Consider the following 14,070-nt stretch of genomic DNA (forward strand, 5'->3'; position numbering starts at 1 on the left):
CGCGGGTAATCAGCGGAGGAAGGGATCCACGGCCACGGCCACGAACAGGAGCGACACGTAGGTGATGGACCAGTGGAACAGGCGCATCTCCTTCAGCTTCGCGCCGGTCACGCCCGCCTTGGCGCGCGCGTGCAGCGCGTGCGCCTCCCACAGCCACCAGCCGCCGGCCGCCAGCGCGACCGCCGTGTAGAACCAGCCGGTGTACCCCAGGGGGGTGAGCAGCAGCGAGACGGCGACCATCACCCAGCTGTAGGCGACGATCTGCCGCGCCACGGCCCGGTTGCCGGCGACGACCGGCAGCATGGGCACGCCGACGCGCGCGTAGTCGTCGGCCACCTTCATGGACAGCGGCCAGTAGTGCGGCGGGGTCCAGAAGAAGATGACGAGGAAGAGGATGACGGCGGCCCAGGAGACCTCGTTGCGGACCGAGGACCAGCCGATGAGCACCGGCATGCATCCGGCGATGCCGCCCCAGACGATGTTCTGGGTGGTGCGCCGCTTCAGCAGCATCGTGTAGACGACGACGTAGAAGAGGAGCGCGCCGAGGGCGAGCGCGGCGGACAGCCAGTTGACGAGCAGTCCGAACCACACCGTGGAGACCACGCCGAGGGTGATGCCGAAGACGAGGCACTCCCGCGGGCTGACCATGCCGGTCACGAGCGGCCGCTGCGAGGTGCGGTCCATCAGCGCGTCGATGTCGCGGTCGATGTACATGTTCAGGGCGTTGGCGCCGCCCGCGGACATGTAGCCGCCGAAGCACGTGGCCAGGACCAGCCAGAGCGAGGGCACGCCCTGCTCCGCGAGGAACATCACCGGCACTGTGGTGATCAGCAGAAGTTCGATGATCCTCGGCTTGGTCAAAGCCACAAAAGCCATGGCACGGGCCCCGAACGGCCGGTGCCCGGGGCTCGTCCCGAGCACCCCCGATGGACGGGATTCGACGGCCGTCACGCACACCCCTGACAGAGAAACCAGCAAGCTCCGGGCATAGGGGCCCGTAAAGGCTTGCGCGTACCACGCCACTGTAGACGTTGCACTTGTGTCGCCCTGCGCGGGGGTCGCCTCGTGTTGGCCCGATCGGGGGCGGCGACGTTGTGACGGACTGCGGGCACTCGAATAGCTGCACGCCGTGGCGGGGGTAGGCTCGGAATCGCGCCGGTGCACCGTACGTCACCGGGAACAGACATGTGGAGAGGAGCCCTGACCCACGGTGAGCACGAAGCCGACGACCACAGAGCTCGATTGGACCGAACTGGACCAGCGCGCGGTGGACACCGCCCGCATCCTGGCCGCGGACGCGGTCCAGAAGGTCGGAAACGGCCACCCCGGCACGGCCATGAGCCTGGCCCCCGCCGCTTACACGCTCTTCCAGAAGGTGATGCGGCACGACCCGGCCGACCCCGAGTGGGTCGGCCGCGATCGTTTCGTGCTCTCCGCCGGACACTCCTCGCTGACCCTCTACACCCAGCTGTACCTGGCCGGCTTCGGCCTGGAGCTGGACGACCTCAAGTCGTTCCGCACCTGGGGCTCGAAGACCCCGGGCCACCCGGAGTACGGCCACACGGCCGGCGTCGAGACCACCACCGGCCCGCTGGGCCAGGGCGTCGCCAACGCGGTGGGCATGGCCATGGCCGCCCGCTACGAGCGCGGCCTGTTCGACCCCGAGGCCGCCCCGGGCGCCTCCCCCTTCGACCACATGGTGTACGCCATCGCCGGCGACGGCTGCCTCCAGGAGGGCATCTCCGCCGAGGCGTCCTCGCTCGCGGGACACCAGAAGCTCGGCAACCTCGTCCTGCTGTGGGACGACAACCACATCTCCATCGAGGGCGACACGGAGACGGCCGTCTCCGAGGACACCCTCAAGCGGTACGAGGCCTACGGCTGGCACGTCCAGCGCATCGAGCAGCAGGCCAACGGCGACATCGACCCCGCCGCCCTGTACGCGGCCCTGGCCGCCGCCAAGGCCGAGACGGAGCGCCCGTCCTTCATCGCGATGCGCTCGATCATCGCCTGGCCGGCCCCGCACGCCCAGAACACCGAGGCCGCCCACGGCTCCGCCCTCGGCGACGACGAGGTCGCGGCCACCAAGCGCGTCCTCGGCTTCGACCCGGAGCAGGCCTTCGAGGTCTCCGACGAGGTCATCGCCCACACCCGCAAGGCGCTGGACCGCGGCCGCGAGGCCAAGGCCGAGTGGGAGAAGGACTTCTCCGCCTGGCGCACCGCCAACCCGGAGCGCGCCGCCGCGTTCGACCGGATCAACGCGAACGAGCTGCCCGAGGGCTGGGAGGACGCGCTCCCCGTCTTCGAGCCCGGCTCCTCCGTCGCCACCCGCGCCGCCTCCGGCAAGGTCCTGCAGGCGCTCGGCGCCGTCATCCCGGAGCTGTGGGGCGGCTCGGCCGACCTGGCCGGCTCGAACAACACCACCATCGACAAGAACTCCTCGTTCCTGCCGAAGGGCAACCCGCTGCCGGAGGCCGACCCGTACGGCCGCACCATCCACTTCGGCATCCGCGAGCACGCCATGGCCGCGGCCATGAACGGCATCGCCCTGCACGGCCACACCCGCATCTACGGCGGCACCTTCCTGGTGTTCTCCGACTACATGCGCAACGCGGTCCGCCTGTCCGCCCTGATGCACCTGCCGGTCACCTACGTGTGGACGCACGACTCGATCGGCCTCGGCGAGGACGGCCCGACCCACCAGCCGATCGAGCACCTCGCCTCGCTGCGCGCCATCCCGGGCCTCGCGCTGGTCCGCCCGGCCGACGCCAACGAGACGGCCGTCGCCTGGCGCGAGATCCTGCGCCGCCACACCAAGGTGTTCGGCAAGGGCACCCCGCACGGCCTGGCCCTCACCCGCCAGGGCGTCCCCGTGTACGAGCCGAACGAGGACGCCGCCAAGGGCGGCTACGTCCTCTTCGAGGCCGAGGGCGGCGAGCCGCAGGTCGTGCTCATCGGCACCGGCTCCGAGGTCCAGCTCGCCGTCGCAGCCCGCGAGGCGCTCCAGGCCGAGGGCATCCCGACCCGCGTGGTGTCGATGCCGTCCGTCGAGTGGTTCGAGGAGCAGGACCAGGCCTACAAGGACGGCGTGCTGCCGCCGTCCGTCAAGGCCCGTGTCGCGGTCGAGGCGGGCATCGGCCTGACCTGGCACCGCTACGTCGGGGACGCGGGCCGGATCGTCTCGCTGGAGCACTTCGGCGCCTCCGCCGACGCGAAGGTGCTGTTCCGCGAGTTCGGCTTCACCCCGGAGGCCGTGACCGCCGCCGCCAAGGAATCCCTCGAAGCCGCCGCGCGCTGACGCCGGTACAAGAACCAGTAGGAGATGCAATTCCCATGACAGACGCACTCAAGCGCCTCTCCGACGAGGGCGTGGCGATCTGGCTGGACGACCTGTCCCGCAAGCGCATCACGTCGGGCAACCTGGCCGAGCTGATCGACGAGTCGCACGTCGTCGGCGTCACCACGAACCCGTCGATCTTCCAGAAGGCGATCAGCAGCGGCGACGGCTACGAGCAGCAGCTCGCCGACCTCGCAGCCCGCAAGGTCACCGTCGACGAGGCCATCCGCATGATCACCACGGCGGACGTCCGCGACGCCGCCGACATCCTGCGGCCGGTCTTCGACCGGACCGACGGCCAGGACGGCCGCGTCTCGATCGAGGTCGACCCGCGGCTGGCCCACAACACGGCGGCGACCATCGCCGAGGCCAAGCAGCTCGCCTGGCTGGTGGACCGCCCGAACACGCTGATCAAGATCCCCGCGACCAAGGCCGGCCTGCCGGCGATCACCGAGGTCATCGGCCGGGGCATCAGCGTCAACGTCACGCTGATCTTCTCGCTGGAGCGCTACCGCGAGGTCATGGACGCCTACGTGGCGGGCCTGGAGAAGGCCCGGTCCGCGGGCCTGGACCTCTCCGAGATCCACTCGGTCGCGTCGTTCTTCGTCTCCCGCGTGGACACCGAGATCGACAAGCGCCTGGACGGCGTCAACACCGACGAGGCCAAGGCCCTGAAGGGCAAGTCGGCCCTCGCCAACGCCCGCCTGGCCTACGAGGCGTACGAGGAGGTCTTCTCCTCCGACCGCTGGGCCGCCCTGGAGCGCCTGGGCGCCAACAAGCAGCGCCCGCTGTGGGCCTCGACCGGCGTCAAGGACCCGGCGTACAAGGACACCCTGTACGTGGACGACCTGGTCGCCCCGAACACGGTCAACACGATGCCGGAGGCCACCCTGGAGGCGGCCGCCGACCACGGCCAGGTGACCGGCGACACCGTCCGCGGCACCTACGACGAGTCCCGCCGGGTGCTCGCCGCGGTCGCGGAGCTCGGCATCTCGTACGACGATGTGGTTCAGCTGCTGGAGGACGAGGGCGTCGAGAAGTTCGAGGCGTCCTGGAACGACCTGCTGAAGTCCACCGAGGCGGAGCTGGAGCGCCTCGCTCCCACGGAGGCCTGAACACCTTGTCTGTAAACGGAGCGAACCCGCTTCGTGACGCACAGGACCGGCGGCTCCCGCGTATCGCGGGGCCGTCCGGCCTGGTCATTTTCGGCGTTACGGGTGACCTGTCGCGCAAGAAGCTGATGCCTGCCGTCTACGACCTGGCCAACCGCGGCCTGCTCCCGCCGGGCTTCTCCCTCATCGGCTTCGCCCGCCGCGAGTGGGAGCACGAGGACTTCGCCCAGGAGGTGTACGAGGCCGTCAAGCAGCACTCGCGCACCCCCTTCCGGGAGGAGGTCTGGCAGCAGCTGGTGCAGGGCTGCCGCTTCGTCCAGGGCGACTTCGACGACGACCAGGCGTTCGAGACGCTGAAGGCGACGATCGAGGAGCTCGACAAGCAGCAGGGGACGGGCGGGAACTTCGCCTTCTACCTGTCGGTGCCGCCGAAGTGGTTCCCCAAGGTGGTCCAGCAGCTCAAGGACCACGGGCTCGCCCAGAAGGAGGGCTCCTGGCGGCGCGCCGTCATCGAGAAGCCCTTCGGGCACGACCTGAAGAGCGCCGAGGAGCTCAACAAGGTCGTCCACGAGGTGTTCCCGCGGGACGAGGTCTTCCGCATCGACCACTACCTGGGCAAGGAGACCGTCCAGAACATCCTGGCGCTCCGCTTCGCGAACACGATGTTCGAGCCGATCTGGAACCGGTCCTACGTGGACCACGTGCAGATCACCATGGCCGAGGACATCGGCATCGGCGGCCGGGCCGGGTACTACGACGGCATCGGCGCCGCCCGCGACGTCATCCAGAACCACCTGCTCCAGCTGCTCGCGCTGACGGCGATGGAGGAGCCGGGCTCCTTCCACCCCAAGGCGCTGGTGGCGGAGAAGCTGAAGGTGCTCAGCGCCGTCCAGATCCCCGAGGACCTGGGCAAGCACACCGTGCGCGGCCAGTACACCTCGGCGTGGCAGGGCGGCGAGAAGGTCGTCGGCTACCTCGAAGAGGACGGCATCGACCCGAAGTCCAAGACGGACACGTACGCGGCGATCCGCCTGGAGATCAACAACCGCCGCTGGGCGGGCGTGCCGTTCTACCTGCGGACGGGCAAGCGCCTGGGCCGCCGGGTGACAGAGATCGCGGTGGTCTTCAAGCGGGCTCCGTACCTGCCGTTCGAGTCGGGCGCGACCGAGGAGCTGGGGCAGAACGCCCTGGTCATCCGGGTCCAGCCGGACGAGGGCGTCACGGTCCGCTTCGGCTCCAAGGTCCCGGGCACCTCGATGGAGGTCCGGGACGTCACGATGGACTTCGCGTACGGCGAGTCCTTCACGGAGTCGAGCCCCGAGGCGTACGAGCGCCTCATCCTGGACGTCCTGCTGGGCGACGCGAACCTCTTCCCGCGCCACCAGGAGGTCGAGCTGTCCTGGAACATCCTCGACCCGATCGAGGAGTACTGGGACCGGCACGGCAGGCCCGCGCAGTACACGGCGGGGACCTGGGGGCCGATCGAGGCGGACGAGATGCTCGCACGAGACGGACGGAGCTGGCGCCGGCCATGAAGATCGACCTCACGGAGACCACCTCCAGCAAGATCAACGCCGCGCTGGTGCAGGCCCGCCGCGACATCGGCACGCCGGCCATCGGCATGGTCCTCACGCTGGTGATCGTGACCGACGAGGAGAACGCGTACGACGCGCTGAAGTCGGCGAACGACGCGTCCCACGAGCACCCCTCGCGGATCATCGTCGTGATCAAGCGGGTCAGCCGCTCGGCCCGCAGCCGCCGCGACGCCCGCCTCGACGCGGAGATCCGGGTCGGCGCGGACGCGGGCACCGGCGAGACGGTCGTGCTCCGCCTCCACGGCGAGCTCGTCCACCACGCCGACTCGGTCGTCCTCCCCCTGCTGCTGCCGGACGCGCCGGTCGTCGTCTGGTGGCCCGAGGGCGCCCCCTCGGACCTGGCGGGCAGTGCGCTGGGCGCGCTCGGGCAGCGCCGCATCAGCGACACGTACGCCTGCGAGGACCCGATAGGGGCGCTCGCGGAGCGGGCGCAGACGTACGCGCCCGGGGACACGGACCTGTCCTGGACCCGGATCACGCCGTGGCGCTCCATGCTGGCGGCGGCCCTGGACCAGCAGGCCTTCGAGGTGGTCTCGGCGACCGTCGAGGGCGAGGACGAGAATCCGTCCTGCGAGCTGCTGGCCATGTGGCTGGCGGACCGTCTGAAGGTGCCCGTCGAGCGCACGCTGTCGTCGGGCCCCGGCCTGACGGCGGTCCGCCTGGAGACGAAGGAGGGCGAGATCCTCCTGGGCCGCGCGGACGGCTCGCTGGCCACGCTGTGCATGCCGGGCCAGCCCGACCGAAGCGTGGCGCTCAAGCGCCGCGAGACGGCCGAACTGCTGGCGGAGGAGCTGCGCCGGCTGGACCCGGACAACACGTACGAGTCCGCGCTGAAGTTCGGCGTGGCGAAGCTGCGGGCGGCGCAGGACTCCCCTGCCCCGGCCGCGCCCGCCGCGGCCGCCCAGGCGGCGGAGGGCGACGGCGCCGGGGACGGCGGCGAAGCGGCCGCCCCCGCCGGCAAGGCCGCCGCGAAGCCCGCCTCCAAGGCGGCCGCCAGGAAGGCCTCGGCCAAGCAGTGACAGCCCGCGGCCGCCGGCCGGCTCCGCCCCTTCCGGGGCGGTCCGGTCGGCGGCCGCGCCATTTCCCGACCAAGAAGGCGGCAACAACATGGGTATGACGACTCCCCAGGTCGTCGTCCACCGGGACAAGGAGCTGATGGCCCAGGCCGCGGCCGCCCGGCTCATCACGAAGATCGTGGACGCGCAGGCGGCCCGGGGCAGCGCCTCGGTGGTCCTGACCGGCGGCCGCAACGGCAACGGGCTGCTCGCCGCGCTGGCGGCGGCCCCGGCCCGGGACGCGGTCGACTGGGCCCGGATCGACCTGTGGTGGGGCGACGAGCGCTTCGTCCCGGCGGACGACCCCGAGCGCAACCACGTCCAGGCGCGCGAGGCGCTGCTGGACGCCGTGCCCGTGGACCCGGCGCGGGTGCACGCGATGCCGGCGTCGGACGGCCCGTACGGGGACGACGCGGACGCCGCGGCCGCGGCCTACGCGGAGGAGCTGCGGCAGGCCGCCGGCCCGGAGGACCACGGCCCGGTGCCCCGCTTCGACGTGCTGATGCTGGGCGTGGGCCCGGACACGCATGTGGCGTCGCTGTTCCCGGAGCACCCGGCGGCCCGGGAGACCGAGCGGACGGTCGTCGGCGTGCACGGCGCCCCGAAGCCCCCGCCGACCCGGGTCTCGCTGACCCTGCCGGCGATCCGGGCGGCCCGCGAGGTGTGGCTGCTCGCGGCGGGCGAGGACAAGGCCGGGGCCGTCGCCATCGCGCTGGGCGGCGCAGGCGGAGTACAGGCCCCGGCGGCGGCCGCGTACGGGCGCTCGCGCACCCTGTGGCTCCTCGACCGGGCGGCCGCGGCGAAGCTCCCGGCGGGCCTCTACCCGCCGGTGTGAGCCTGACGGCCCCTCACCGTGCAGCAGGCGGCCCGCCCTCCCCTCGGGGACGGCGGGCCGCGCTGTGCGCAGGGGTCAGGAGCGGCCGCGCAGCGAGCGGTAGACCGCGACGAGGTTCCGGGTCGACGCGTCGAGCCCGGGCACGTCGGCGCCCTCGGCCAGCGCCGGCTCCACCCGCTTGGCGAGCACCTTGCCGAGCTCCACGCCCCACTGGTCGAAGGAGTCGATGTTCCACACGGCGCCCTGGACGAAGACCTTGTGCTCGTACAGCGCGATCAGCTGGCCGATCACGGACGGGGTCAGCTCGGTGGCCAGGACCGTGGTCGTGGGGTGGTTGCCGCGGAAGGTCTTGTGGGGGACGAGCTCCTCGGCGACGCCCTCGGCGCGGACCTCGTCGGCGGTCTTGCCGAACGCCAGCGCCTGCGTCTGGGCGAAGAAGTTGGCCATCAGCAGGTCGTGCTGGGCCGCGAGCCGGGGCGGCAGTTCGGCGACCGGGCGGGCGAAGCCGATGAAGTCGGCCGGGATCACCTTGGTGCCCTGGTGGATCAGCTGGTAGTAGGCGTGCTGGCCGTTGGTGCCCGGCGTGCCCCAGACCACGGGGCCCGTCTGCCAGTCGACGGGTCGGCCCTCGCGGTCCACGGACTTGCCGTTGGACTCCATGTCGAGCTGCTGGAGGTAGGCGGTGAACCGCGACAGGTAGTGGCTGTAGGGCAGGACGGCGTGCGACTGGGCATCGTGGAAGGCGCCGTACCAGATGCCGAGGAGGCCGAGGAGCAGCGGGGCGTTCTCCTCCGGGGGCGCCGTGCGGAAGTGCTCGTCCATCAGCCGGAAGCCGGAGAGGAGTTCGCGGAAGCGGTCCGGGCCGATCGCGATCATCAGCGAGAGGCCGATCGCGGAGTCGAAGGAGTAGCGGCCGCCGACCCAGTCCCAGAACTCGAACATGTTGGCCGGATCGATGCCGAAGCCCGTCACCTTCTCCGCGTTGGTGGAGAGCGCGACGAAGTGCCGGGCGACGGCGGCCTCGTCGCCGCCGAGGCCGTCCAGCAGCCAGGCGCGGGCCGATTCGGCGTTGGTGATGGTCTCGATCGTCGTGAACGTCTTGGACGCGACGATGAACAGGGTCCGCTCCGGGTCGAGGTCGCGGACGGCCTCGTGCAGGTCGGCGCCGTCGACGTTGGAGACGAACCGCACCGTCAGGCCGCGGTCGGTGAAGGGGCGCAGCGCCTCGCAGGCCATCGCCGGTCCGAGGTCGGATCCGCCGATGCCGATGTTGACGATGTTGGTGAGGGGCTGTCCGGTGAAGCCGGTCCACTCCCCGGAGCGGACCCGCTCGCTGAAGGAGGCCATCTTGTCGAGGACGGCGTGTACGCCCGGGACGACGTCCTCGCCGTCGACCTCGACGACCGTGCCGGCGGGGGCGCGCAGCGCGGTGTGCAGGACCGCGCGGCCCTCGGTGGTGTTGATCTTCTCGCCGCGGAACATGGCCTCGCGCAGTTCGGCGACGCCGGTGGCGGCGGCCAGTTCGCGCAGCAGCGTGAGCGTCTCGTCGGTGACGAGGTGCTTGGAGTAGTCGATGTGGAGGTCGCCGACGCGCAGCGTGTACGCCGTGCCGCGGTCGGGATCCTCCTCGAACAGCTGCCGCAGATGCGTCTGCCCCAGCTCTTCCCGGTGCTTGCCGAGGGCAAGCCACTCGGGGGTCCGGTTGAGCCTTGCCCGGCCTTCTGCGTTCATCTCGGACATCAACCCGTTTCTTCCGTCCTGTCGTGCCCCGCCGATCACCAACTTAAAGGATGGAGGGGGCCTGTGCGGGACAGCGCTGCGGTGTGCGCGCACGGCGAAGGGCCCGGTCCGCCGGAGGGGCCTCCTGCGGGCCGGGCCCGGTGCCGCGCCGGTGCGCGGCTCTCGTCAGATCTCGCCGCGGAGCTTGGCGAGGGCCTCGGCGAGGATGGCCTCGCCGTCGGCGTCGGTGCGGCGTTCGCGCACGTACGCCAGGTGCGTCTTGTACGGCTCGGTGCGCGGCGGCGCCGGGGGGTTGTCCCGGTCCTGGCCGGCCGGGAACCCGCAGCGCGGGCAGTCCCAGGTGTCCGGCACCTGGGCGTCGCTGGCGAAGCTGGGCTGCGTCTCGTGCCCGTTCGAGCACCAGAACGAGATGCGCAGGCGGGGCGCGGACTCGCCGCGCTCGGCCTCGCCCATCGGCCCCGCCCCGACCCGGCTGCCACGGATCGCGTTGCCACTTGCCACGGTCGTAACTCCCCTGCGTGATGGTGCCGCGAAGCGTGAGAGGTTTCCGCCGCGGGCGCCCCAGTGTACGGAAGGCCCAACGGGCGTCCAGCAAATGGAGTTACTCACTCCGAGCCGTGGACGCCGCCTTCATGATAGGCGGGACGCGCGGGGCGGGACGGCCGGATCGGCGAGAACCGGCTGCCGCCCGGAGGCGTCAGCCGTTCGACTTCATCATCAGGCCGAGGGCGACGATGCACGCGAACCACAGCAGGCCGACCACGACCGTGATGCGGTCGAGGTTGCGCTCGGCGACCGAGGAGCCGCCGACGGAGGACTGCATGCCGCCGCCGAACATGTCGGAGAGGCCGCCGCCCTTGCCCTTGTGCATCAGCACGAGCAGCATCAGCAGCGCACTGAAGACGATCAGGGCGATCGAGAACCCCATAACCACGGCTGATTCCTACTTTCTGGCTTCCGAAGGCTTTCCGGCGGTGCCGGATGGGCGCGGGGGCCAGTGGCTGGTGGTACAGCCTCCTGGCCCCCGCAAGGGTACGACGGATCCGGCCCGCGGCATACTCGCTGCCGCGGGGGTGCGGACTACTGGTCCCGGAACCGGACGATCTTGACGAACTCGTCCGCGTCGAGGGCCGCGCCGCCGATCAGGGCGCCGTCGACATCGGGCTGCGCCATGATCGCCGCGATGTTGTTCGCCTTGACGGAGCCGCCGTACTGGATGCGGACCTTGTCGGCCAGCTCCTGGGAGTAGAGCTCGGCGAGGCGGCGGCGGATGGCCCCGCAGACCTCCTGCGCGTCCTCGGGGGTGGCGACCTCGCCGGTGCCGATGGCCCACACGGGCTCGTAGGCGATGACGACGGACTCGGCCTGGTCGGCCGGGATGTCCTTCAGGCCGCCGTCGACCTGGGCGAGGGTGTGGGCGACCTGGTCGCCGGCCTTGCGGACCTCCAGGCCCTCGCCGACGCACAGGATCGGGGTGAGGCCGTGCCGGTAGGCGGCCTTGACCTTGGCGTTGCAGACCTCGTCGGTCTCGCCGTGGTACTGGCGGCGCTCGCTGTGGCCGACGGCCACGAACGTGCACTTGAGCTTGGCGAGCATGGAGCCCGAGATCTCGCCGGTGTAGGCTCCGGCGTCCTGGGCCGAGAGGTCCTGGGCGCCGTACTTGATCTTCAGCTTGTCGCCGTCGACGAGCGTCTGGACGGAGCGCAGGTCGACGAAGGGCGGCAGGACCGCGACCTCGACGGCGTCGTAGTCCTTGTCGGCGAGCGCGAAGGCGAGCTTCTGGACGTGCGCGATGGCCTCGAGGTGGTTGAGGTTCATCTTCCAGTTGCCCGCCATGAGCGGGGTGCGCGTGGTCATCGGGGTCAGACCTCCAGTGCAGCGAGACCGGGGAGCGTCTTGCCCTCGAGGTATTCGAGGGAGGCGCCGCCGCCGGTAGAGATGTGGCCGAAAGCGTTCTCGTCGAAGCCGAGCGTGCGCACGGCCGCGGCGGAGTCGCCGCCGCCGACGACGGTGAAGGCGCTGCTGTCGACGAGGGCCTGCGCGATGGCGCGGGTGCCGCCGGCGTAGTCCGGGTGCTCGAAGACGCCCACGGGGCCGTTCCAGAACACCGTCTCGGCATCGGCGATCTTCGAAGCGTACAGCTCGCGGGTCTTGGGGCCGATGTCGAGGCCCTCCTTGTCGGCGGGGATCTTGTCCGCGTCGACGGTGGTGTACTCGGCCGGGGCCTTGCCCTTGAGGTCGGGGAACTCGGAGGCGGCGAGGACGTCGACCGGCAGGACGAGCTCGACGCCGTTCGCCTCGGCGCGGGCCATGTACTCCTTGACGGTCTCCACCTGGTCCTTCTGGAGCAGGGAGATGCCGACCTCGTAGCCCTTGGCGTGGAGGAAGGTGTAGGCCATGCCGCCGCCGATGAGGAGGCGGTCGGCCTTGCCGAGCAGCTCGTCGATGACGGCGAGCTTGTCGGAGACCTTGGCGCCGCCGAGGACGACGACGTAGGGGCGCTTGACGTCCGCGGTCAGCTTCTTCAGGACGCCGACCTCGGCGGCGATGAGGGAGCCGGCGGCGTGCGGCAGGCGCGCGGGCAGGTCGTAGACCGAGGCGTGCTTGCGGTGCACGGCGCCGAAGCCGTCGCCGACGTAGACGTCGGCGAGCTCGGCGAGCTGGTCGGCGAAGGCGCCGCGCTCGGCGTCGTCCTTGGCGGTCTCGCCGGGGTTGAAGCGGAGGTTCTCCAGGACGGCGACCTGGCCGTCGGAGAGCTTCGCGACGGTCTCCTTGGCGGAGGCGCCGACGGTGTCGGCGGCGAAGGCGACCTCGGCTCCGAGGAGTTCACCGAGCCGCTTCGCGGCGGGGGCGAGGGAGAACGCCGGGTCCGGGGCGCCCTTGGGACGGCCCAGGTGCGAGGCGACGACCACGCGGGCGCCGGCCTCGGCGAGGCGGGCGATGGTCGGCTGCACGGCGCGGATCCGGCCGTCGTCGGTGATCACGTCGCCGGCGAGCGGCACGTTGAGGTCCGCGCGGACGAAGACCCTCTTGCCCGAGACGCCCTCGGCGAGGAGTTCGTCGATCGTCTTCATGTGTTTCTACTCCTTGTCCCCCGGCACGGGCCGTACCGGCGCGGGGTGGGTGGGGCGGGCAGGCAACAGGGCCCGTACGGCGCTTCATCGCGCTGCGCGGACCCTGTGCTCACATCATGGGAGTTCGGCTTGTGTGTCCGACGTGCGTCAGAGCCGGCCGCCGACGTAGACGGTCAGGTCGACGAGTCGGTTGGAGTAGCCCCACTCGTTGTCGTACCAGCCGACGACCTTGACCTGCTTGCCCTGGACCATCGTCAGCGACGAGTCGAAGGTGCAGGAGGCCGGCCAGTTCACGATGTCGGAGGAGACGATCGCGTCCTCGGTGTAGTCCAGGATGCCCTTGAGCTGGCCCTCGGACGCCTTCTGGAAGGCGGCGTTGATCTCGTCCTTGGTGACCTCGCGGTCGAGTTCGAGGACGAGGTCGGTGACCGAGCCGGTCGGGACCGGGACGCGCATGGCGATGCCGTCCAGCTTGCCCTTCAGCTGCGGGAGGACCAGTGCGGTGGCCTTGGCGGCACCGGTGGAGGTCGGGATGATGTTCTCGGCGGCGGCGCGGGCGCGGCGCAGGTCCGAGTGCGGGAAGTCCAGGATGCGCTGGTCGTTGGTGTACGCGTGGACCGTCGTCATCATGCCCTTGACGATGCCGAAGTTCTCGTCGAGGACCTTGGCCATCGGCGCCACGCAGTTGGTGGTGCAGGAGGCGTTGGAGATGACGTGGTGGTTGGCCGCGTCGTACTTGTCGTGGTTGACGCCCATCACGATGGTGATGTCCTCGTCCTTGGCCGGGGCCGAGATGAGGACCTTCTTCGCGCCGGCGGCGATGTGCTTGGCGGCGTCGGCCTTCTTCGTGAAGATGCCGGTCGACTCGATGACGATGTCGGCGCCCAGCTCGCCCCAGGGGAGGTTCGCGGGGTCGCGCTCGGCGAACGTCTTGAAGGTGTTGCCGCCGACCGTGATCGTGTCCTCGGTGTGCGTGACCTCCTGGCGGAGGCGTCCGAGGATGCTGTCGTACTTGAGGAGGTGCACCAGGGTGGCGTTGTCCGTCAGGTCGTTGACACCGACGATCTCGATGTCCGCCCCCTGCTCCAGGAGAGCTCGGAAGTAGTTGCGGCCAATTCGGCCAAAACCGTTGATTCCTACGCGGATCGTCACGAACCGATCTCCTCGTTGGTGCGCCGGTCTGTGCGCCCGGCGAGCTGTAAATGGGATGTCCCCGACCGCTTACGACCCTACCTCTCCGTGAGCTTGCGAGTGACATCGTCCGGGACCTGACACACCCCGGGCCCCGCTCCGGTGGGCCTGTGCGGGGCTTGCGGGGCCTC

At 70.8% G+C, this 14,070-nt stretch carries 12 protein-coding genes; 5 read left to right on the forward strand and 7 right to left on the reverse strand.

Going from position 1 to position 14,070, the window contains the following annotated elements; genetic code table 11:
• Nucleotides 1-9: 9 nt before the first annotated feature.
• Nucleotides 10-951, reverse strand: a complete 942-nt coding sequence (locus tag C0216_RS22740) for a heme o synthase (protein WP_162793278.1) — start codon at nucleotides 949-951, stop codon at nucleotides 10-12.
• Between the two features lie 259 nt (nucleotides 952-1,210).
• Here C0216_RS22740 and tkt point away from each other — a divergent pair, with 259 nt between their 5' ends.
• The 5 genes from tkt (at nucleotide 1,211) to pgl (ending at nucleotide 7,934) form a co-directional block, all read left to right on the forward strand.
• Complete coding sequence (gene tkt / locus C0216_RS22745; RefSeq protein WP_114057070.1) at nucleotides 1,211-3,298, forward strand: transketolase; 2,088 nt, start codon at nucleotides 1,211-1,213, stop codon at nucleotides 3,296-3,298.
• A gap of 35 nt (nucleotides 3,299-3,333) precedes the next feature.
• Nucleotides 3,334-4,452, forward strand: coding sequence for a transaldolase (gene tal, locus C0216_RS22750; RefSeq protein ID WP_114057071.1), 1,119 nt, complete (start codon nucleotides 3,334-3,336; stop codon nucleotides 4,450-4,452).
• Nucleotides 4,453-4,457: 5 nt separating this feature from the next.
• Nucleotides 4,458-5,984 carry a glucose-6-phosphate dehydrogenase gene (gene zwf, locus C0216_RS22755; RefSeq protein WP_114057072.1) on the forward strand — a complete coding sequence of 509 codons (1,527 nt, stop codon included), beginning with the start codon at nucleotides 4,458-4,460 and terminating at the stop codon, nucleotides 5,982-5,984.
• Nucleotides 5,981-7,063, forward strand: coding sequence for a glucose-6-phosphate dehydrogenase assembly protein OpcA (gene opcA, locus C0216_RS22760; RefSeq protein ID WP_114057073.1), 1,083 nt, complete (start codon nucleotides 5,981-5,983; stop codon nucleotides 7,061-7,063). The genes zwf and opcA overlap by 4 nt, the downstream gene beginning before the upstream one ends.
• 94 nt (nucleotides 7,064-7,157) lie before the next feature.
• Complete coding sequence (pgl, locus tag C0216_RS22765) at nucleotides 7,158-7,934, forward strand: 6-phosphogluconolactonase (protein WP_114057074.1); 777 nt, start codon at nucleotides 7,158-7,160, stop codon at nucleotides 7,932-7,934.
• A 75-nt stretch (nucleotides 7,935-8,009) separates the two neighbouring features.
• Here the strand turns inward: pgl and pgi are convergent, their stop codons facing one another.
• From pgi to gap, 6 genes are all read right to left on the reverse strand, one after another.
• On the reverse strand, nucleotides 8,010-9,665 hold the full coding sequence (gene pgi / locus C0216_RS22770; RefSeq protein WP_114058851.1) for a glucose-6-phosphate isomerase: 1,656 nt from the start codon (nucleotides 9,663-9,665) through the stop codon (nucleotides 8,010-8,012).
• 174 nt (nucleotides 9,666-9,839) lie between these two features.
• The gene (locus tag C0216_RS22775; protein ID WP_030197743.1) at nucleotides 9,840-10,127 is read right to left on the reverse strand and encodes an RNA polymerase-binding protein RbpA; all 288 of its coding nucleotides are present in this window, start codon (nucleotides 10,125-10,127) and stop codon (nucleotides 9,840-9,842) included.
• Between the two features lie 244 nt (nucleotides 10,128-10,371).
• Nucleotides 10,372-10,602 (reverse strand): preprotein translocase subunit SecG, encoded by a 231-nt coding sequence (gene secG / locus C0216_RS22780; protein ID WP_114057075.1) that lies wholly within the window; start codon nucleotides 10,600-10,602, stop codon nucleotides 10,372-10,374.
• A 152-nt stretch (nucleotides 10,603-10,754) separates the two neighbouring features.
• On the reverse strand, nucleotides 10,755-11,531 hold the full coding sequence (gene tpiA / locus C0216_RS22785; RefSeq protein WP_114057076.1) for a triose-phosphate isomerase: 777 nt from the start codon (nucleotides 11,529-11,531) through the stop codon (nucleotides 10,755-10,757).
• 5 nt (nucleotides 11,532-11,536) lie between these two features.
• On the reverse strand, nucleotides 11,537-12,748 hold the full coding sequence (locus tag C0216_RS22790) for a phosphoglycerate kinase (protein WP_114057077.1): 1,212 nt from the start codon (nucleotides 12,746-12,748) through the stop codon (nucleotides 11,537-11,539).
• 147 nt (nucleotides 12,749-12,895) lie between these two features.
• Complete coding sequence (gene gap, locus C0216_RS22795) at nucleotides 12,896-13,900, reverse strand: type I glyceraldehyde-3-phosphate dehydrogenase (protein WP_114057078.1); 1,005 nt, start codon at nucleotides 13,898-13,900, stop codon at nucleotides 12,896-12,898.
• Nucleotides 13,901-14,070 lie beyond the last annotated feature (170 nt).

The organism is Streptomyces globosus (assembly GCF_003325375.1).
GTDB classification, from domain to species: domain Bacteria; phylum Actinomycetota; class Actinomycetes; order Streptomycetales; family Streptomycetaceae; genus Streptomyces; species Streptomyces globosus_A.